Raw genomic sequence first — 20,975 nt, forward strand, 5'->3', positions numbered from 1 at the left:
TCAACGCGGAGAATGGGCCTCGCCACGGCTGCCGCCTCGGGCCAGCCTCACGCCGCCCGCACCGAGTCCAGGAAGCGGCTGACCTCGTCGCGGAGGCGGCTGCTCTGGCCGGACAGCGACTTCGCGGCGGACAGCACCTGCGACGAGGCCGAGCCGGTGTCGTCGGCGCCCTGCCGGACGCTGGCGATGTTCGCCGACACCTGCTGGGTGCCGTGAGCGGCCTGCTGGACGTTGCGCGAGATTTCGCGCGTCGCCGAGCTCTGCTCCTCGACGGCGGAGGCGATGGCCGAGGCGATCTCCGACATCCGGGCGATGGTCTCGCCGATCTCCTTGATCGAGCCGACCGACTCCTGGGTCGCCGCCTGGATGCCGCCGATCTGCTGGCCGATCTCGCCGGTCGCCTTCGCGGTCTGCTCGGCCAGCGCCTTCACCTCCGAGGCGACCACCGCGAAGCCGCGGCCGGCCTCGCCGGCGCGGGCGGCCTCGATGGTGGCGTTGAGCGCGAGCAGGTTGGTCTGTCCGGCGATCGCATTGATCAGCTCAACGACGTCGCCGATCCGCGCCGCGGCCTTGGCGAGCTCCGCGACGTTGTCGTTGGTCTTGCGCGCCTGCGCCAGCGCCTCGTTGGCGATGCGCGCGGAGTCCTGCACCTGGCGGCTGATCTCGGTGACCGACGAGCTCATCTCCTCGGCGGCCGCGGCGACCGAATGCACGTTGGTCGAGGCTTCCTCGGAGGCCGATGCGACCACGGTGGCGAGCTCCAGCGAGCGACCCGCCGTCGTCGTCAGCGATGAGGCCGAGCGTTCCAGATCGGCCGACGCCGACGACACGACGCCGACGACCTCGCCGATCGCCATCTCGAACTCGCGGGTGAAGCGCTCGACGCGCTGGCCGCGCTCGATCTTGGCCTGCGCGTCGGCTGCGGCCGCCTGCTCGGCGCGCTTCTTCTCCAGCAGCGCCTCCTTGAACGTCTGCAGCGAGCCGGCCATCGCGGCGATCTCGTCGTCGCGATTGATCGTCGGAATCGTCACGTCGTCATTGCCGGCCGCCATCTGGCCGATCAGGCCGGTCAGGTTCACGATCGGGTTGATCACGCGGCGGCGCAGCAGCATGGTGACGAACACGAGAATGCCGGCGAGGGCAACGACCACCGCCGTCGCCAGCGCGAGCATCAGATAGGCTGCATCGCGCGCCGCGACGGCGCGGTCGCGCGCCTCGGCGATCGCGGCGTCGCGCACGACGAAGAACTTCTGCACGGCCGGGACGACCGCATCGGCCAGGGTGTCAGCGGTGAGTGCGTAGTTGAGATCGCCGAGCCCGGCGGCGATGTCCTTGTCGACGATCGGAACGGCGCGTCCGAAATAGGCCTCCCGGGCGTCCTTGAAGGCCGTGAGCAGGCGCTCCGGATTGCCGAGCTGGTCGATGCCGGCCTCCAGGCGCTCGCGGTCGACCTCGGTGCGGCCCTGGGCGCGATCCATCGCCGCCTTCTCGGCCGCAGCCACGGCGCGGCGGGCGCTGAGCGCCGGCGACAGCGCGGCGGCACGACCGCCGGCGGTCACGCGCAGGTCTTGCGCCGTGCGGGCGACGTCGAGCAGCGTCGTCAGCGACGCGTCGGCATTGGCGATGCGGTTCTGCAGACGGTTCAGAATCGGCTCGATCGCAAGAGCCACCTGGGTGACCCCGGGGAGAAAGCTCTTGATCGCAGCCGGGTCGCGCGCGCTCAGCGGCGCGGTCAGCGTGGGGTCCACCTTGGCAAGAATCTCGGACAGCTTGGACGACGCCTGGTCCAGGCTGCGGGTGATCGCCTCGCTGTCGGACACGCTCGTCAACTGTGCGCGCGCTTTCGCGAAGGACGCCTCGGACGACTGCCTGATCTTGCGCACGCCTTCGAGCTGCGCGGGGGTTGCGGGACCTTCCTGGAAGATCGGCGTGATGTAGGGCGCGCGGTGACCCACGACATCCTGCGCGAACAGCAGGACCGCGCCGAAGGCCTCGACGGTCTTGATCGCTTCGGCCTTGTCGCTGACCGCCTTCACCTGCTCGATCACGACTTGTGCAGCAGGGAGGACGGCCAAAGCCGTCACGGAAAGCATCGAAATTGCAAAAAGTCGGCCGATTTTCATCATTGCCCCCGGATTACGCGGGCCCACGCTAGGTTCCTTATGATTAAGGTTGTGCTTAAATCGAATCCCGTATTTCAACGGGGGCTGGCCCCAGCGCATGTGCACCAGGCCATCTGAGCGGGGCTGCTGTTCGAGCCGCGAGCGGACCGAGCGCCCGGCCCGCCCCGCCTACAAATCAAAATTCGTCGGCAGCATCACGACGTCGCGGATGGTCATGCCGCGCGGACGGGTCAGCATGAACATGATCACCTCGGCGACCTCTGAGGGCTCCAGCAGGCTGCCGGACTCGCGCGCCTCCTTCAGCTTCTCGGCCGGCCAGTCCGCGATCAGGGCGGTCACCACCGGGCCCGGCGAGATCGCGCCGACGCGGATGCCGTGCTTGAACACCTGGCGGCGCACCGTCTGCACGAAGCAGTCGATCGCCCATTTCGACGACGCATAGACCGGCTCCCACGGCGTCGGGTAATGCGCCGCGAGCGAGCTGGTGACGATGATGTCGCCGGACCCGCGCGCGATCATGTGGGGGAGAACGTCGCGCACATTCTTCATCACGACGTTGACGTTGAGGTTCAGCATGCGGTCGATGGCGTCGGTCCTGGCGTCGACGAGATCGCCGCCGAGATAGCTGCCGGCATTGGCGTGGAGGATGTCGAGCCGGCCGGCCGCATCGAGGACGCGCGGCAGCAGGGTGGCGCAATCCGTGGGATCGAGCAGGTCGATGACCACGGGGATCACGGCCTCGCCGTGCCGCTCGCGCAGGCTCGCCAGCGCCGCGGCGTCGCGATCGATCATGACGACGCGCGCGCCGGCCGCCAGCATCGCTGCGCTGCTGGCCAGCCCGATGCCCGACGCCGCACCGGTGACCGCCGCCACCTTGCCTTCCAGTTCCCTGCTCATCATCTTCTCCCTTGTCCGGCCAGACTACAGCAAATCGCGCGGCATTGCCGCGCTCCGTTGGATCCATGGAAGTTCCTGCGCGTTGCATCCCGGCCGCATCACCCGTGAAGAGCCCGATGGAGACGATCGAAGCCTATCTCGCCCGCAAGCATCAGGAGCTGCAGCTCCTGAACGGCTGCCTGCGGAGACCGCATGCGCTGCCGGCGCCGCGCGCCGTGATGGAGGTCATCCGGCGCAAGTTTCAGCTCACGGCCGCGCTGAAGGCGGAGCACGCGCTGGGCGACTGGAGCGCGACGGAGACGGCCTGGGCGGATGCCGCCGATCATCGCGCCGGCCCGTTCGCCTACAGCTACGACTATCAGCGCGCCGATCTCGACGTGCGCGGGCCGTCGTTCTATGCGGCGGGCGAGAGCCGTCAGGACACCATCTACACCATCTCCGGCATGGCCGCGATCGCGGCGCTGCTGCTGGCGACGCGGCCCGCTCTCGGCACGGCGGACCTGCTGATGCTGCCGGGCTCCTATGGCGAGACGCAGGAGCTGGTCGCGGCGCATGCGCGGCATCTGCGCCCGGTGACGCTGACCCGCGACCTTGCCGCCGCGCTGGCGCAGCCCTCGCCCGCGCCGCGGCTGCTGCTGATCGATTCCAGCGCGACCGCGCCGCGCTTCGAAGCCGTGCTGAGTTGCGACCGCCCGGCGATCGATCTCCTGATCTTCGACACCACCTGCTTTGCCAATGGCTCCGGCCGCATTCGCCGCGTGCTGGCCTGGGCGCGGCGCTGGGACGTGCCGGTCGTGATGGTGCGCAGCCACACCAAGCTCGACTCGCTCGGCGCCGAGTACGGCCGGCTTGGCTCGGTCGCTTTCAGCGATTGGACCAATGCCGGCTCTGCAAGCCGCGTTGCGCTTCAGACGCTGCCGGACGAGACGCGCAACGCCGTCAGGCTGCTCGGCGGCGCGGCGCTGCCGGCGCATTTCCCGCCCTATATCGGGATGCCCGCCTATCGCGAACTGACCGCGCGTCGCGTCGCCGCCATCCTGCGCAACAGCCGGCGCGCGCGGCGTCAATTCGCGACGACGCTTCCCGAACTGACCGCGGAGCTCGACTTCGCGCACGGCCTCTACGTCACGCTGGCAGGCCGCGCGCCTCTGGACGAGGCCACCGCGCGGCAAGCCGCAACCGCCATGAGCGATGATCTCCGGCGCGCCGGGCTGCCGATCCGCCACGCCGGGAGCTTCGGCTTCGATTTCGCTGCGACGGAATGGTTTCACGACGCCACCACGGATCGCTACAGCGTGCGCGTCGCCGTGCCCGACCTGCCGACCGCGATCTGGGACGAACTGACGGACGCCATCGCCGCGTGGTGGTTCGCGCATCAGGGGCGATCCGCGGCGGCGTGACCGCTGCGCCATGGCACGCGCCTTGCCGCCTCAACGGCAAACCTATCATGCCGCAAGGGGGGTCCAATGAGCAGCTCGGATTTCGATGTCACACGCCGCCACGTCGTGCTCGGCGGTCTCGACGCCACCGCACTCAGTGCACTGGCATCGCGCCTCGCTTTGGCGCAGGGATTCGGGGCAACGCCTCGCACCGCTCGCAAGTGACCGGACCCGCTTCGGGAGGAGGGACCAACGGTCCGTCAACTCACAGCCACCCGCGCCGCCTGAACTGCCAATACAGCACGCTGCACACGGTGGCGATGAAGCCGAGCACCGCGTAGTAGCCGTATTGCCATTTCAGCTCCGGCATGTGCTCGAAGTTCATGCCGTAGATGCCGGCGACTGCGGTCGGCACCGCCAGGATCGCGGCCCAGGCCGTGAGCCGACGGGCGATGTCGGTCTGCTGCGCCTGGCCGGCCATCATGCTGGCCTCGAACACGAAGGCGAGGATCTCGCGCAGGGAATCCGCATCCTCCTCGGCGCGCTTGGCGTGGTCGAGGACGTCGCGAAACAGCGGCGCCATCTCGGCATCGATCGCGACGTTGTCGACGTGCTCGAGCCGCTTGCAGACGTCGACCACCGGGCCGACGGCGCGGCGCAGCCGCAGCAGGTCGCGCCGCAGGCGATACAGAAGGTCGACCTCGTGACGCGCGAGCGGCCGCTGCAGCACGACCTCCTCCAGCGTCTCGACCTCCGCCATGATGCTCTCGGTCACCGGGCGGTAGTTGTCGACGATGAAATCGAGGATCGCATAGAGGATGTAGTCCTCGCCCTTGGCGAGCGAGCCGGGACAGCTCTCGCAGCGCTCGCGCACCGCGCCATAGGAGGTCGAGGCGCCGTGGCGCACCGAGACGACGAAGCCGGGGCCGACGAAGACGTGGGTCTCGCCGAACACGATGTGCTCCTTGACGAGCTGCGCGGTGCGGGCGACCACGAACAGCGCATCGCCGTAGCGTTCGACCTTGGGCTGCTGATGCGCCTTCGACGCATCCTCGATCGCGAGCTCGTGCAGTCCGAACTGCTCGGCCACGCGCTGCAGCAGCGCAGCATCAGGCTCATGCAGCCCGATCCACACCACATGGCCCGGCCGCCTGCTCCAGGCGCCGGCCTCCTCGATGGCGATGTCGGCGACGCGGCGGCCATCGGCATAGACGCTGGCCGCGACCACGCCGGGCTCGCGCGACGCGCCGCGCGTGGGCACGGCCGGCGCATCGGCCGCTGTCTGCATCGTGACGGGACGCATGGCTGAATCTCCGCTTTCCGGGCCGACTTTCGACGCGAGGAGTCGCCGGGTCAAGCGTCGCATCAGGTCACGCCGGTGGGGCCGTCGAGCAACTGCCTGACGCGGCGGACCAGATCGGTGCGGCGGTACGGCTTGTTGATGATCTCGAACTCGCCGATGTTGGCATCGGCGCGCTCGACCGCAGCATCGGAATAGCCGGTGGTGAGCAGCACCTTCAATTTCGGCTGGCTCTTGCGCGCCTCACGCGCCAGCACGGTGCCGTTCATGCCGCCGGGCATCACGAGATCGGTGAACAGGAGATCGAAGCGGGCCTCCGAATCCAGCAGCTCGAGCGCGGCATGCGCATTGGCGGCGACCTCGATGCGATAGCCGAAATCCTCCAGGATCGAGCGCGCGAGCTCGGCCACGTCCGGACGATCCTCGACGATCAGAATGCGCTCGCTGCCCGACCGCTCCATCGCCATCTGCGTCCGGATCGAGGGCGCGGCGATCGCCTGCTCGGTCGCCGGAAACAGCAGCTGCACGGTCGTGCCGAGCCCGACCTCGCTGTAGATATAGGTGCTGCCGCCGGACTGCCGCGTGAAGCCGTAGACCATCGCGAGGCCGAGCACGGTGCCCTTGCCCTCCTCCTTGGTGGTGAAGAACGGCTCGGCGACTCGCGCGAGAATATGGTGCGGAATGCCGACGCCGTCGTCGGACACTTTCAGCACGACATAGCGCCCGCCCTTGGGCACGCCGAACTGCACGATGTCCTCCTCCGCGATCTCCCTGTTCTCGGTGCGGATGGTCAACGTGCCGCCGTGCGGCATCGCATCGCGCGCGTTGACGAACAGATTGAGCAGCGCGACCTCCGCCTGGGTCTGGTCGACGCGGCTGTTCCACAGGCCCGGCTGCGCCTTGACGACGATGCGCACGCTGTCGCCGAGCGTGTGGCGCGCCATCTGCACCATGGTCTCGATCATGTTGTTGAGGTTGATCGGCCGGCTGTCGAGCCGCTGCTTGCGCGCGAACGACAATAGCTGCTGCGTCAAGGTCGCGGCCCGGTTGGCGGCCGTGCGGATGTTCTCGACGGCGCGGCGGTGCCGCGGGGCCAGATCGGCGACGGCGCCCTGCAGGGTCTCGGTGTAGCCGATGATGACCTGCAGGATGTTGTTGAAGTCGTGCGCGATGCCGCCGGTGAGCTGGCCGATCGCCTCCATCTTCTGCGACTGCACCAGCGCGCTCTCGGCGTCGCGGCGGCGCGACACGTCGAGCTGCGAGCCGAAATAATAGACCAGCTCGCCGTCGCGGTTGTAGACCGGGCTGACGAACAGCGCATTCCAGAACGCAGCACCATTCTTGCGATAATTGAGGATCTCCACCGCGATGTCCTGGCGGTTGGCGATCGCCGTGCGGATCGCTGCGATGGTGTCGCGGTCGGTGTCCGGCCCCTGCAGGAAACGGCAATTGGTGCCGACGATCTCGGACGTCTCGTAGCCGGTCATTTCCAGGAACGCCCGGTTGGCGAACAGGATCGGATTGTCGGGCCGGCGCGGATCGGTGACGATCATCGGCATCCGCGTGGTCTCGACGGCCGCGAAGAAGATGTCGTGGCGCTCCGATGACAGATCGGATGCATCGCCGCTGTCGACGACCGCGCGATCGCGCTGCGGCTTGTGTTCCAACATGCTTCCTTGCTCCGCCTTCTCTCTCCATGACATGCAGGGTCGCGCCGGCACCGGCGTGAGTTGCGCAACGCGCCCCTTCGATATGCCGATGGATGGGATCGGGTTCCCGCAGGCATGCCTGCGCGCGGGATGGCGGACACAGGGCTCACGAAAATGCGAGGAGGCGGCGGGGGAACAAATCCGGAGGATACGGAAATACCCGAGCCGCATCATCGTCGGCGCATTGCGCGTCCGCCGACGGAGCGCGGCCTACATCACCGGGCAGAGCATCCGGGTCGACGGCGGGCTGACGCGCAGCGTGCGATGCGCTGCATCGTGGTCAGAACATCTCGAAATATTCGCGCTGCTCCCAGTCCGACACCTCGGCCTGGAAGCGCTCGAGCTCGGCGGTCTTGAGGAAGGTGTAGTAGTCGATGAAGGTCGAACCGAAGGCTTCGCGGAAGAACGCGTCCTGCTTCAGCGCATCGACCGCTTCGCCCAAGGATTTCGGCAGGAGATCTGCCTTTGTCTCGTAGGGAACGTCAGCGGACGGGCCGGGATCGATCTTGCGGTCGATGCCGTCGAGGCCGGCTGCGATCTGCGAGGCCATGTAGAGGTAGGGATTGGCGGCGGGCTCGCCGATGCGGTTCTCCAGGCGGGTGGCGCGATCGCCGGGGCCGCCGAGCACGCGGATCATGACGCCGCGGTTGTCGCGGCCCCAGATGGCGCGGTCCGGTGCCAGCGAATAGGCGCGGTAGCGCCGGTAGCCGTTGATCGTCGGCGTCGAAAACAGCGCGGAGGCGCGCGCATGCGCGAGCAGGCCCGCCATGTAGTGACGGCCGAGCGTGGACAGACCTTCGGCGTCCTCCGTCATGAACGCGTTGCTGCCGTCGCGCGCCACCAGCGACTGGTGCAGATGCCAGCCCGACGACATCACGTTGGGGATGCGCGGCCGGCACATGAAGGTGGCGTGATAGCCGTGGCGCTGCGCGATCTGCTTCACGGCGCTGCGGAACAGCACCATCGTATCTGCAGGCGCCACCCCGATGCCCGGCTGCAGCACGAATTCGCACTGGCTCGGCCCGTATTCGAGCTCGATCGAGCGCAACGGCAGGCCGAGCGCGACGAGGTTCGCCCGGATGATCTCGAGCGCCGGCTCCATCTGATCGAAGCGCTGCTCGGTGAGATATTGATAGCCCTGGGTCAGCAGGCTGACCGTCGGCGGCACGCCGGGCTGACCGGGCGAGCCGGCGTCACCGGGCGCGAGCCTGGGATCCTCGACCTTGAAGATGTGGCACTCGACCTCGAGGCCGGCCATGAACTGATAGCCACGCTGATCGAGCGTCGCCAATGTCGACCGATAGAGATTGCGCGTGGCGAACGGCACCGGCGCGCCATTCGCGAAGTACAGATCACACAGCACCCAGCCCGTGCCGGGCGCCCAGGGCAGCACGTGAAAGGTGGTGGGATCGGCGACCATCAGTGCATCGCTGCCGCCCTGCATCTCGGCCATGCCGAAGCCGCCGCCGGCGGTGAACACCGGAAACACGGTGCGATGCGAAGTGTCCTTGGCGAGCAGGGTCGTCGTGATCGAGCAGCCGTCCTCGAGCGAGGACAGCGCCGCATCGACGGTGAGCGTCTTGCCGCGCAGGATGCCGTGCTGGTCCGGGAACGAGAAGCGGATGGTGGTGAGGCCGTGCTCCTCGGCGAGGCGGCGCATGCGCGCTGCGGCCTCGGCCTGCTCGACGGTCCACAACTGATGCTTGTCGACGAAACTCAACGATGGCTCCTCGAATCGTAGGACGGGCAAAGGCGCGTTCGCGGCGCTACCTCCGCCGTTGCGCCAGTGGACGCTGCGAACACGACGCGCCCACCGCCGCGACGGTGCACGTGAATGGTGGGCACGCCGTCGGACGGCACGCTGCGCCGTTCCGCCGGCCTTGGCCACCGTACGGCAACTCGGAGCAAAGTAGCTACTCCGCCGCGCTCAGATGCGGGGCCAGCCGAATGATATCCGCCGGCACCGGCGGGGCCCAGGGGGCGTTGCGGCGGCGGCGGACGTCGACTTCCATCCAGTAGGTCTCCCAGCCGCGCGTCGGCCCGATGCCGTCCATCGTCGCCGGGCCCTGCACGCTGCGGGCCTCCGCGGCATCGAGGAACAGCATCGGCAGCTCGCCGCGCGCGATCGTCTCGATCTGCTCGCGCAGCAGACGGCGGTATTGGATGATGGCCTTGTCGGATTGCCCGAGATGCTCGCGGGTGCGGTCCTGGATCCGGCCCATCGACTCCACCGCCCACTGGTCGTGCACGTTGATGTCGTTGCCCATCCCGGTGTAGGTCGCGGTCGCCTGCTCCTGAGGATCGAAGCCGTAGTCGTTGCTCTTGTTCTTGCGCGAGCGATAGTCCGGCAGCTCATAGAGCTCGAGCCGCTGCGCCCGCATCTTCGCCCGGTCGACCGGCGCGCCATAGCTGGTGAAGATCGCGTACCAGTAGCAGGTCTCGTCATCGACCGGCACGTGCCACTGCGTGATCGTCATCTCCGTGCTCATCGGAATCACGAAGGCATGCGGGAACAGCTGATTGGTGACGCGGACGTGGGTGCGCTCGGCATCGATCTCGCGCAGCGCGATGATGCGCAGGCCGTATTCGGTCCGCTCGACATTGATGATCGGACGATCATATTCGCGCAGCACCTTGGTCATCGGCAGCTCGCTGTCGGCGGAGGCGCCGCGGAACTGCTTGCCATAGGCGGTCGACGTATCCTCGTCCTCGAAGAAGCGGTGCAGGAACGAGGCATGCGCCGGGTCGATGCCGACCTCCAGCGCCTGCAACCAGTTGCATTCGATCAGGCCCTTGAAGGCGAAGGTGTAGGCGTCGGGCGCGGTGAAGCAGTCGAGGTCCGGGAACGCCGGGGCTGCGCCATCGCCGAGCCAGGCCCAGAGGATGCCGCCCTTCTCGACCACGGGATAGGCGCGCTGCTTGACGTTCTTGCACAGCGGCGAGCCGGCCGGTTCGGCCGGCGTCTCCAGGCAATTGCCGTCGGCGTCGAACAGCCAGCCATGGAAGGCGCAACGCAACCCGCCGTTCTCCAGCCGTCCGAAGGCGAGATCTGCGCCGCGATGCGGGCAATCGCGATCAAGTAGTCCGTAGCGGCCCTGCGCATCCTTGAAGAGCACGAAGTCCTGACCGAGCAGCTTCACCGCGCGCACCGGCCGCTCGCCCGCGAGCTCATCGACCAGCGCGGCCGGCTGCCAGTACATCCTCATTAGTTTACCGGCGGGCGCGCCGAGTCCGACGCGCGTGATCAGGTCGTTTTGCTCCTGGCTCATCATGATGGCCGTCTCTCCTGTTCCGTCGCAAGTCGGGCGTTGAGCGTCACGCGATCATCTAATAATGTTCGCTAGACGAACACATGTTCGCCCAGATTAGATTCGCTTTAAGTGGGGAGAAGCGCAAGTGAAAAAGCTACAACCGAAGCCGAGGGGCAAACGGACTGCAGCTTCACTGCAGCCGAAAACAACAACAGCGGATCATGTCAGGCCGATGCCGAAACTGAAGCGCACTGATGAGGAGAAGAAGCAGGCTCGGGGCGACGGTCCCGAGTTCGTGGAAGCGCTCGATCGCGGCCTGCGGGTGATACAAGCCTTCAGCCGCGAGGGCCGGCCGATGACGCTGAGCAAGGCCGCGGAACTCACCGGCCTTGCTCGCGCCACGGTGCGACGGATTCTGCTGACCCTGAAGGCCTCCGGCTTCGTCCATGGCGACGACCGGCTGTTCTCGCTGACGCCGCGCGTGCTGCTGCTGGCCTCCAGCTATCTCGCCTCCAACCAGATCAACAGCGTGATGCAGCCGTTGATGGACAGCACGGCCAGCGAGGCGCGCGAGGTCTGCTCGCTCGCCGTCCTCGACGGCGAGTCGGTCGTCTTCATCGCGCGCGCGACGTCGGCGCGGATGTTCTCGACCGGGCTCGAAATCGGCTATCGGCTACCGGCGTTCTGCACGTCGGTCGGCCGCGTGTTGCTGAGCCGGATGCCGGACGATCAGTTGCGCCAGGCCGTCGAGCGCATGACGCTGACCGAGATGACGCCGCAGACGATCACCGACAAGGAAGCATTGCTCGCGTCGATCATCGCCGTCCGCGACGACGGTTACTCGCTCGTCGACGGTGAGGCGGAGGAGGGTTTCCGCTCGATTTCAGTGCCGATTCGCCGCTATGACGGCGGCATCATCGCCGCCGCCAACATCGGCGGCCACGTCGATCGCATCGGCGTCGACGAGATGAAGGAGCGCTTCCTGCCGCTGCTGAAGAAGCTCGCGGCGACGGCGCAGCCACTGCTCGTCTGATCGTCGGGGAGAGGCCTCGGCCGCTGGCGCGCTGGCTCTCGCTCGCGCATCAGGTCACGCCACCGCAACCTTCGCATCGAACTCGCGGCCACGAGCGCCGCTGCTCCATCCGGCAGCGACATCGCCGGGACGCATCGTCGCGCCGCTGATCGAGCACATCGTCCCGACCCTCGCTGCATCGCGGATCGGCGCACTCGCCGTTCTCGTGAGAGCCGGACTTCGCGCGACAATCGTTCCGATGTCATCACGGACAGCGCGGTGCTACCAACTCATCGCCGCAACAGGACGAGAGAGCCGGCCATCGCCGGCCACGTGAAGTTACCGGCTGCCCGAACTAATCGTTGTAGTCGCAAGCCTTCCGACGCCTGGCCCCACGCCCATTACGTGATATTATCGTGACGCTCGACCCTGTTTGCCACGATTGACGATCCATCCAGGTATCATCGCGCTGCGTGCGATGGTGGCATGATCCGGAGCGGAAGTAGTTCGACCTCCGCCTCGCGCGCGAATTGCGGACGACGCCACCAGATTGCCGCGAATGGCGCCGCAATCACGAAAGCCAAAGGCGCCGCGGCCCAAGCAGCATCGCGTGCGACCCGATCACTGCGTCCGTCCGGCCATACGCCGTCGCGAAGAGGCGCAGGAGGAGCCAGGGCAAGGCTGAGGACGAGGTCGTCGCCCTGGGCGGCGGGCGCGAAGCGGAGCACATCGTTGGACATCGGCCGCCTCACGCGCGTAAATGGCATGCCGGGTGGAAAACACCCGGACCAGGTGAACGCCGTTTCCGGGGGAAGACCCATGACTGATGCGCTGCCGCTCGTGCTGGTGCCTGGACTGATCTCGTCGCCCCGCATCTATGCGCCGGTCATCCCGGCGCTGTGGCGGCTCGGGCCGGTGATGGTGGCCAACCACATCCGCGATGACAGCATGGCCGCGATCGCCCGCCGAATCCTGGCCGAGGCGCCGCCGCGCTTCGCGCTCGCGGGACATTCGATGGGCGGCTACATCGCTTTCGAGATCATGCGCCAGGCGCCGGAGCGCGTGGGCCGGCTGGCGCTGATCAACACCCAGGCGAGGCCCGACACGCCGGAGGCGAGTGCCCGCCGCCGCACCATGATCACCCGCGCCAAGGAGGGCGACTATCACGGCGTGGTCGACGAGCTGTTCTCAGGCTTCGTGCATCCGTCGCGCCAGGATGATCCGCGGCTGCGCCAGCTGGTGCACGACATGGCCGAGGAGGTCGGCGTCATCGGCTTCATCCGGCAGCTGACGGCCATCATGTCGCGCCCGGACTCGCGGCCGACACTGACCGCGATCCGCTGCCCGACCCTGGTGCTCACCGGCGACACCGACAACACCATCCCGAACAGCCTGTCGAAGGAGATGGCCGACGGCATCGACGGCAGCTGGCTGGTCGTGCTGGAGAATTGCGGTCACCTGCCGCAGCCCGAGCAGCCGGAGGAGACCGCGCAGGCGCTGATGGAGTGGCTCAGGGGGTGAGATCGCCAATGAGCCATCATATGAGACTCTGCACGCTGGCCGGTGGCAACTCACCGGAATGCAGCGTATATTGCGACAATGCTGGATAACGCCAAAATCGCCAAGATCGCCCGCGAGGTCGCCACTGCGAATCTGAGCAGCTCCGCCGCGGTAACAGACGTCACGACGGCGTCCTATGCGGACTCCGAAGGCCGTGACGCGCTGCGGATCACCATCGTATTGAGCCCCATCCAAGGGACCAACATCGAGGGAGAAGCAGTACTGGATACGCTGGTCCAGATCCAAGAGCAGCTCCAGGCCGCAGGCGAGGACCGTTTTCCGCTGATCGAATACGAGGCGGAGAACGAGGCCGTTGGCGATACTTAATCCGGAGCATCTGTTTCAGCAGGCTGAGCAGTTGATCGTTCCGCCTGCGGCGGGGCCACCACGGCAGGTGAACATCCGTCGCGCAATTTCGGCTGCGTACTATGGATTGTTTCATGCAACGCTCATCGCCGCTGCAGATCAATTCGTTGGCAAGACGAAACAAGGGACACCTTCATACGCCCTCGTCTATAGAGCCGTGGATCATCGAGACCTCCGATTGCTATGCGAGGAGATCAAAAAGTCGAAGCTCTCCGCCAAATATCTCCCGTTTGCGCCCTCTGGAGGCTTTGGAGCAAACCTTCAAGCGTTCGCATTCGCTGTCCTGGAGCTGCAAGAGAAACGCCATGAAGCCGACTATAATCCGATGATCCGCGTCAAAACCCTGGATGCGCAGCTCGCCATCAGAATGGCGAGAGCTGCATTGGCGAGCTTCGAAGCCGCTCGCGTCCAAAACCAGGAAACTTTCCTGACATTGTTGACGTTGTTGCTATTCCCGCCCCGCTGAGCCAGGACGGAAAGCCAACTACGCTTCGCTGACTCTTCCCTTCCCCACCCGCAACCCGTCCACGAACACATCGAGCAGCCGCAGCACGCTCTGCTGCCAGCCGGTCTGGTCGTGCATGTAGCACATGCCGATCAGCGCACGCAGGACGTCGTCGGCGCTGATGTCGCTGCGAATCTCGCCGGCCTCGACGGCCCGCGACAGCAGCGCGCCGATCGAGCGGGTGAGATGGCCGTGCGAATAGGCGGCGAGCTCGGAGTTCGCGTTCATGACGATCGCCAGTGCGGCCATCATGCCCTTCTTGGTGGCGACGAACTGCACCGTCGAGCGCAGCCAGCGCCGCAGCGCCTCGACCGGCGACGGCTCGCTCTTCAGCGCCTCGGCGAGCTCCGAGAGCTGCTCGACCTCGCGCCGGTACACCGCCTCGAACAGGTCCTCGCGGGTGGGGAAGTGACGATAGAGCGTGCCGATGCCGACGCCGGCCTGGCGCGCCACCGCTTCCAGGCTGGCTTCGGCGCCGCCGGCGCTGAACACCGCCTTAGCGGCCTCCAGCACGCGCTCGCGATTTCGCTGCGCATCGGCGCGCGGCTTGCGCGGCCGCTCTTGTGGTTTCGTCTGCATCTCACCAGCTCTTGATGACGGACCGTTCATGTCCCCTTGCTAAACGGAGGAACCCTCCGTATAAATAGACCTGCCGCCCGGGACAGCCAACCTTCCTGAGCTGTCGTCCCGCGGTCGCTGGATCTGGACGGACCATCGCCCGTAAGGCGGTGCCCGCTGCGATCCGATTAGGCCATCGCTTCGATCGGAACAACGCATGAATTGGACTGTCAGACTCACCGTCAACGGTGAGCCGCGAACGCTTGCGCTCGACGACCCCAGGGTCACCCTGCTCGACCTGCTGCGCGAGCGCCTCCACCTCACCGGCACCAAGAAGGGCTGCGACCGCGGCCAGTGCGGCGCCTGCACCGTCCTGGTCGACGGCCGCCGCATCAACTCCTGCCTGACGCTGGCCGTCAGCCTCGACGGCGCCGCGATCACCACCATCGAAGGACTGGCTCAAGGCGACCAGCTGCACCCGGTGCAGGAAGCCTTCATCGCCCATGATGCCCTGCAATGCGGCTTCTGCACGCCGGGCCAGATCATGAGCGCGGTCGGGCTCATCAATGAAGGCCAGGCCGGCGACGACCCGGACCGCGTCCGGGAAGGCATGAGCGGCAATCTGTGCCGCTGCAGCGCCTATGTCGGCATCGTCGAGGCCGTGCTCGACGCGCAGGCGACGCTTGCTGACAAGACGGAGCGCGCGGCATGAACCGGTTCGACTATGTGAAGCCGTCGAGCGTCGCCGAAGCGATTGCCGCCGCCGGCGCACCCGGCGCCGCCTATCTCGCCGCGGGCACCAACCTGCTCGACCTGATGAAGGGCAATGTCGTCCGACCGGCACGGCTGGTCGACATCTCGCATCTCGCCGAGCTCACGCGCATCGAGACGCTCGGCAATGGCGATGTCAGGATCGGCGCGCTGGTGCGCAATGCCGATCTCGCGCATGATTCAGGCTTCGCGCGCGACTTTCCGGCGGTGGCGGAAGCGCTGCTGTCCGGCGCGTCGGCGCAATTGCGCAATGCGGCCACCGTCGGCGGCAATCTGCTGCAGCGGACGCGGTGCGCCTATTTCTACGACCCGGCGTCGGCCTGCAACAAGCGCACGCCTGGCGCCGGCTGCGACGCCCGCGGCGGCGACAACCACCAGCACGCTGTGCTGGGCTGGAGCGAGGCCTGCATCGCCACCAATCCCTCGGACTTCTGCGTGCCGCTGGCGGCGTTCGATGCCGTGGTCGAGATCGAAGGCAAAGCGGGCCGGCGCGAGGTCGCGCTGGAGGCGCTGCATCTGTTGCCCGGCAGCACGCCGGAGAAGGAGACCGTGCTCGCGTCGGGCGACATGATCGTCGCGATCCGGCTGCCGGCGGCTGCACGCGCCTTCGCCAGGCATGCGCGTTATCTGAAGGTCCGCGAGCGCAATTCCTACGCGTTCGCGATCGTCTCGGCGGCAGCCGGTCTCGTGATCGAGAACGGCAGCATCAAGCAGGCGCGCCTGGCGCTCGGCGGCGTCGCTGCCAAGCCATGGCGTGCCCACCAGGCCGAAGCACTGCTCGCAGGGCAGCCCGCGGATGCGCGCCTGTTCGAACGCGCCGCCGAGGCGGCGCTGCACGACGCAAAGCCCTCCGGCGACAACGCCTACAAGATCCCGCTCGCGCGCAGCCTGATCGTGCGCGCGCTGCAAGCCGCGAGCCAAGGCACGCCGTCGCGCATGCCGGCGCTGCCGGCCTCTCCCTTCTCCTCCGTTCCAGGAGTGCTTCATGACGCCTGAGCTCAATCTCTCCCGCGATCCCGCCCATATCAGACACGGCTCCAACATCGGCCAGTCGCTGTCGCGCGTCGATGGCCGCGCCAAGGTCACCGGCACGGCACGCTACGCCGCCGACAACAATCCGCCCGGCCTGCTCTATGCCGTGCTCGCCGTCTCCAGCATCGCGCGCGGCCGCGTCGTCGCGCTCGACGTCGAAGCCGCCAAGGCGCATCCCGGCGTGGTCGAGGTGATGACCTCCGCCAACCGGCCGCCGCTGCACGCCGATCCCGACGGCAAGCCTAATCCGTTCGCGTTCCGGTTCGAGGCGCTGCAGAACGATCGCGTGCGCTACGCCAACCAGCCGATCGCGCTCGTCGTCGCCGAGAGCCTGGAAGCAGCGACCGAAGGCGCCGCTCTGCTGTCCCCGCGCTACGAAGTCGAGCCGGCCCGCATCGGGCTCGACGCCAGCGACGCCTACGTGCCGCCTGTGGTCGGCATGGGATTTCCTGCCGAGAGCTACCATGGCGATGTCGAGGCCGCGCTGGCGGGCAGCGACAGGCAGATCACCGCGACCTATGAGACCCCGGCGCACTATCACAACGCGATGGAGCCGCATGCGATCGTCGCCGAATGGCAGGGCGATCGCCTCGTCATCGACACGCCGACCCAGGGCCTCGTGATGATGCGCGGGCGCCTCGCCGAGCTGTTCGGCATCGCGCCGGAGAGCATCCTGATCCGCAGCCCCTATCTCGGCGGCGGCTTCGGCGGCAAGGGCCTCATCGCGGGACCGCAGATCCTCGGCATCCTCGCCGCGAAGCTGACCGGACGTCCGGTGAAGCTCGTGGTGCGCCGCGAGCAGCTCTACGGTCCGTTCGGCCATCGCTCGCCGACCCGGCAGACGTTGCAGCTCGGCGCAAGCGGCGCGGGACAATTGTCGGCGATCCATCATCACGCGCGGATCGCGACCTCGAGCTTCGAGGATTTCTACGAGGCGGCGGCGCATGTCACGCACACGCTGTATACCGCGCCGGCGATCGCGACCACCTATGACGCGGTGCGCATGGACACCGGCACGCCGCTGTTCGTGCGCGCGCCCGGCATCGCGCCGGGCTCGATCGCGCTGGAAAGCGCCGTCGACGAGATGGCCGAGGCCTGCGGCCTCGATCCGCTCGCCTTCCGGGTCAAGAACTACGCCGAGGTCGAGCCGGCCACCGGCAAGCCGTTCTCGTCCAAGGCGCTGCGCGAGTGCTACACGCAAGGTGCGGAGCGTTTCGGCTGGTGGGAGCGGCCGCTGAAGCCGCGCACGATGCGCGACAAGGACGGCTTCCTGGTCGGCTGGGGCATGGGCACGGCGACGTTCCATGCGCTGATGTTCGCAGGCCAGGCGCGCGCGGTGATCCGGCGCGATGGCAGCGGCGTGGTGGAGAGCGGCGCGCACGACATGGGCCAGGGCGCGTGGACCGCGTTCGCACAGATCGCCGCGGATTCTCTCGCGCTCGATCTCGACCAGGTCACGTTCAAGGCCGGAACGTCGGATCTGCCGGATGCCGGCATCGCCGGCGGCTCGGCCCACACGGCGACCGTGGGCACCGCGATCCACAATGCGGGAGCCGCGGTCATCGCGAAGCTTGCCGGGCTTGCGACGGCGGATGAGCGCTCGCCACTGTTCGGCGCCGGCAATGCCGGCGTGATCGCTCGCAACGGGCGGCTGCTGCGGCGCGACGATGACAGCCGCGGCGAGAGCTATGCCGACATCCTGGCCCGCGCCGGTCTCGCCGAGATCGAGGGCTTCGGCTCAGGCGTGCCCGATCCCGCCGCCAACGAGCAGTACGCGATGAGCTCGCATGGCGCCGTCTTCGCCGAGGTCAAGGTCGATCCCGATCTCGGCCAGGTCAGGGTGACGCGGATGGTCGGCGCGTTTGCGGCCGGGAGGATCATCAATCCGAAGCTGGTGAACAGCCAGCTCATCGGCGGCATGATCTGGGGCATCTCGCTGGCGCTGCACGAGGAGGCCGTCACCGACCGGCGCAGCGGCCGCATCATGAACGCCAATCTCGGCGAGTATCATGTCCCGGTGAATGCCGACGTCCCGGCGATCGAGGCGTTCACGGTCGAGGAGCACGATCCGTTCGTCAACCCGCTCGGCATCAAGGGCGTCGGCGAGATCGGCATCACCGGCTCCGCCGGGGCGGTCGCCAACGCGGTGGCGCACGCGACCGGCATTCGGATCAGGCGCTTTCCGGTGCGGATCAGCGATCTGGTCTCGCGCCAATGACATTGGCGCGTTGAGGACCGGCACGAAGCCTCCGTTCTCTTGGCCGAGAGCGGAGGCAAGCGACGGCGCTCCGTCTACGCTGCCTGCCTCGCGAAGGTCCGCCTGAACCACGCCAGGAACGCCTCGCGATTTTGGCCGGGGTCGAACTCGACATGCAGCGCGTCCTTTTCACGGGCGCGAACCCGATATTGCACGCTGCCGTCGAAGCCGCTGAATTCCATGACGCCGCGATCGCCGATGCCAGGCTCGGGGTCGAAGCGGAACCAGGCGCCGCCTTCGGAAATGTCCACCAGATCGGCCTTCACCGCGCCCCTGCGATCGTCGACGACCTTGATCGACAGGCTCGACTTCAACCGCGGCGACTGACGGCGATCGGCTTCGGCGGTCGCGGCCCTGACGGCCTTCACCAGCGTGGCACGGAGCGAGGTCAGGCCCGTTGCCACGGAGCCGATGGCGTTGCGCACCTCGGCGGCCCGATCGTTGACCATGCCGGCGTCCCTGCCGACATTGCCGATCTTGGACGACACATCGCGCGCCGCGCTCGCCGACGACCGGACCGAGCGGCTGATCTCCTGGGTCGCCGCGTGCTGCTCCTCCATCGCCGCGGCGATCGAGGCTGCGACCTCGTCGATCTCGGAAATCTGGCTGCCGATGCCTTCGACGACGTCGACGGTCGCCTGCGTGGTGGTCTGCACCTCGCCGATCAGGCGCGAGATCTCCTCGGTCGATTTGGCGGTCTGATCCGACAGCGATTTGACCTCGGCCGCAACCACGGCAAAGCCGCGGCCGGCGTCGCCGGCGCGCGCCGCCTCGATGGTGGCATTGAGCGCCAAAAGGTTGGTCTGCTCGGCGATGCCGCCGATCAGGTTGGAGACCTCGGCGATCTTGTCCACGGCCGCGGACAAGGAGAGCATCGTGTTCTTCGCCTTCTCGCGCTCCGTCACCGCCGATTTGGTGATCGCGCTGGCGCGCGCCACCTGGCTCGAGATCTCGCGGATCGCCGAGCTCAGTTGCTCGGCTGCCGACGAGACCGTCTGGGCATTGGAGAGCGACTGCTCCGAGGCTGCGGCCACCGATTGCGCATCGGTCGACAGCTCCTCGGCCAGTTTCGAGAGGCCTGCGGCGACGGCCTCGACCTGGCGCGATGCGCCGGCCGCAGCTTCGACGGACGTCTCGGTCTCGCGCTCGATCACGTCGGCCATGTCGAGCATGGCGCGCTTCTTATGCTCCTCGGCGGCCAAACGGTCGCGCTCCTGCTTGTCGCGCAGGCTCGCATTCTCCAGCGCGTTGGTCTTGAAGATGCTCAGCGCGCCCGCCATCGCGCCGATCTCGTCGCCGCGTTCCGAATAGGAAATGTCGGCCGACAGATCGCCCTCGGCGATCTGCCGCATCAAGCCGGTCATGCGCGACAGCGGACGGACGACGCCGATCACCAGCCCCGACATGCCGGCGACGACCAGAGCCAGAACGATGCCGGACACGGTCCACACGACGATGGAGATGCTGCGATCCTGGGTCGCCGCCGTGGCCTCCATGTCCGCATTCAGCTTGTTCGCCTTGTCGACCAGCGTATCGATCACCGCGCGGTGGGCGGCGTAGGCTTCGGCCAGCCGGGCATAGGCGGCATCGGCCTTCGCCATGTCGCCGGAGCGCAGCGCCGGGATCAACTCGGCCTCCAGGGCCTGCCAGAATTTCCGGACCTCACCGTCCGATCGTTCGACCAGCAGCGACTTCAGATCAGGCTGCAGCGCCGAGCCGGTCCAGAACGTCTTGCGATCCTCGTAGTCCTTCTTCAGCTGCGAGAGCTTACTGACATGCGTGTCGAGATCCTTCGGCGTCCGGAGTGCGAGGGTCGCCTCGAGATAGGCCTCGAGGACATATTCAGGCGGCGGCAGGATGTCGGCCACCAGATCATTGCCGAGCTTGATCTTGTCATACAGCGGCCCGCCGACCTTGAGCTCGCGCAGCGCATAGGCGCTGGTCAGCACGACCGCACCGAAGCCGAGTGCGAGCACAAGGCCAAAAGCCGCAATGAACGTGGAAATGGAGAGACGCATCTTCATGTCGGCGGCACATTTCGCTGGAGGGTGGACTGCACCCGCCGTCGCCCCGCCGGAGCCCTCTCCGCTCGCTTGCATGGAGCTGGTCCGTCCGGAACGACCGGCATCGAGTCGTCAATTTGATCAGCGTGCACAACCTTTTCTCAGGGAAGGTAAATTTCCGCCCCCGTAGAAATGCGGTCCGGCCCGACTCGATCGGGGGACGCAGGCGCTCCGCCCACTATGACCTGGCGC

At 67.4% G+C, this 20,975-nt stretch carries 16 protein-coding genes; 8 read left to right on the forward strand and 8 right to left on the reverse strand.

Annotation, left to right across the window (positions count from 1 at the left end; translation table 11 throughout):
• Nucleotides 1–47: 47 nt before the first annotated feature.
• On the reverse strand, nt 48–2,123 hold the full coding sequence (locus QW868_RS21810) for a HAMP domain-containing methyl-accepting chemotaxis protein (RefSeq protein WP_316160905.1): 2,076 nt from the start codon (nt 2,121–2,123) through the stop codon (nt 48–50).
• Nucleotides 2,124–2,291: 168 nt separating this feature from the next.
• Nucleotides 2,292–3,020 carry an SDR family oxidoreductase gene (locus tag QW868_RS21815; RefSeq protein ID WP_315778405.1) on the reverse strand — a complete coding sequence of 243 codons (729 nt, stop codon included), beginning with the start codon at nt 3,018–3,020 and terminating at the stop codon, nt 2,292–2,294.
• Nucleotides 3,021–3,136: 116 nt separating this feature from the next.
• On the opposite strand from QW868_RS21815, the gene QW868_RS21820 reads away from it, so the two are divergent.
• Nucleotides 3,137–4,420, forward strand: a complete 1,284-nt coding sequence (locus QW868_RS21820) for a hypothetical protein (RefSeq protein ID WP_315778406.1) — start codon at nt 3,137–3,139, stop codon at nt 4,418–4,420.
• Nucleotides 4,421–4,664: 244 nt separating this feature from the next.
• On the opposite strand, the gene QW868_RS21825 is transcribed toward QW868_RS21820, so the two are convergent.
• The 4 genes from QW868_RS21825 to QW868_RS21840 all read right to left on the reverse strand — a co-directional run bounded on the left by QW868_RS21825 (nt 4,665) and on the right by QW868_RS21840 (nt 10,680).
• A complete protein-coding gene (locus QW868_RS21825) occupies nt 4,665–5,702 on the reverse strand; it encodes a magnesium and cobalt transport protein CorA (RefSeq protein WP_315773774.1) in 1,038 nt (345 codons plus the stop codon).
• Between the two features lie 62 nt (nt 5,703–5,764).
• The gene (locus QW868_RS21830; protein WP_315778407.1) at nt 5,765–7,369 is read right to left on the reverse strand and encodes a hybrid sensor histidine kinase/response regulator; all 1,605 of its coding nucleotides are present in this window, start codon (nt 7,367–7,369) and stop codon (nt 5,765–5,767) included.
• A gap of 319 nt (nt 7,370–7,688) precedes the next feature.
• Complete coding sequence (locus QW868_RS21835; RefSeq protein WP_316231484.1) at nt 7,689–9,128, reverse strand: glutamine synthetase family protein; 1,440 nt, start codon at nt 9,126–9,128, stop codon at nt 7,689–7,691.
• 193 nt (nt 9,129–9,321) lie between these two features.
• On the reverse strand, nt 9,322–10,680 hold the full coding sequence (locus QW868_RS21840) for an aromatic ring-hydroxylating dioxygenase subunit alpha (protein WP_316231485.1): 1,359 nt from the start codon (nt 10,678–10,680) through the stop codon (nt 9,322–9,324).
• A 211-nt stretch (nt 10,681–10,891) separates the two neighbouring features.
• On the opposite strand from QW868_RS21840, the gene QW868_RS21845 reads away from it, so the two are divergent.
• The 4 genes from QW868_RS21845 to QW868_RS21860 all read left to right on the forward strand — a co-directional run bounded on the left by QW868_RS21845 (nt 10,892) and on the right by QW868_RS21860 (nt 14,063).
• Nucleotides 10,892–11,692, forward strand: coding sequence for an IclR family transcriptional regulator C-terminal domain-containing protein (locus QW868_RS21845; protein ID WP_316231486.1), 801 nt, complete (start codon nt 10,892–10,894; stop codon nt 11,690–11,692).
• A 798-nt stretch (nt 11,693–12,490) separates the two neighbouring features.
• Nucleotides 12,491–13,192 (forward strand): alpha/beta hydrolase, encoded by a 702-nt coding sequence (locus tag QW868_RS21850; RefSeq protein ID WP_316231487.1) that lies wholly within the window; start codon nt 12,491–12,493, stop codon nt 13,190–13,192.
• Between the two features lie 78 nt (nt 13,193–13,270).
• Nucleotides 13,271–13,558, forward strand: coding sequence for a hypothetical protein (locus QW868_RS21855; RefSeq protein ID WP_315735958.1), 288 nt, complete (start codon nt 13,271–13,273; stop codon nt 13,556–13,558).
• Nucleotides 13,545–14,063, forward strand: coding sequence for a hypothetical protein (locus tag QW868_RS21860; RefSeq protein ID WP_315735957.1), 519 nt, complete (start codon nt 13,545–13,547; stop codon nt 14,061–14,063). Before QW868_RS21855 ends, QW868_RS21860 begins: the two co-directional genes overlap by 14 nt.
• Nucleotides 14,064–14,081: 18 nt before the next feature.
• Here QW868_RS21860 and QW868_RS21865 read toward each other — a convergent pair whose 3' ends face one another.
• Entirely contained in the window at nt 14,082–14,681 is a 600-nt protein-coding gene (locus QW868_RS21865; RefSeq protein ID WP_316231488.1) for a TetR/AcrR family transcriptional regulator, read from the reverse strand.
• A 196-nt stretch (nt 14,682–14,877) separates the two neighbouring features.
• Between QW868_RS21865 and QW868_RS21870 the strand changes: the two genes are divergently transcribed.
• From QW868_RS21870 to QW868_RS21880, 3 genes are read left to right on the forward strand one after another with little or no spacing between them, the layout of a single operon-like run.
• Nucleotides 14,878–15,372, forward strand: a complete 495-nt coding sequence (locus QW868_RS21870; protein ID WP_316231489.1) for a (2Fe-2S)-binding protein — start codon at nt 14,878–14,880, stop codon at nt 15,370–15,372.
• Nucleotides 15,369–16,427 carry a xanthine dehydrogenase family protein subunit M gene (locus QW868_RS21875; protein WP_316231490.1) on the forward strand — a complete coding sequence of 353 codons (1,059 nt, stop codon included), beginning with the start codon at nt 15,369–15,371 and terminating at the stop codon, nt 16,425–16,427. Before QW868_RS21870 ends, QW868_RS21875 begins: the two co-directional genes overlap by 4 nt.
• Nucleotides 16,417–18,681 carry a xanthine dehydrogenase family protein molybdopterin-binding subunit gene (locus tag QW868_RS21880; protein WP_316231491.1) on the forward strand — a complete coding sequence of 755 codons (2,265 nt, stop codon included), beginning with the start codon at nt 16,417–16,419 and terminating at the stop codon, nt 18,679–18,681. The genes QW868_RS21875 and QW868_RS21880 overlap by 11 nt, the downstream gene beginning before the upstream one ends.
• Nucleotides 18,682–18,755: 74 nt before the next feature.
• Here the strand turns inward: QW868_RS21880 and QW868_RS21885 are convergent, their stop codons facing one another.
• A complete protein-coding gene (locus QW868_RS21885) occupies nt 18,756–20,744 on the reverse strand; it encodes a methyl-accepting chemotaxis protein (RefSeq protein ID WP_316231492.1) in 1,989 nt (662 codons plus the stop codon).
• Between the last annotated feature and the right edge of the window lie 231 nt (nt 20,745–20,975).

Source organism: Bradyrhizobium sp. SZCCHNR1051, from assembly GCF_032489615.1.
GTDB lineage: Bacteria > Pseudomonadota > Alphaproteobacteria > Rhizobiales > Xanthobacteraceae > Bradyrhizobium.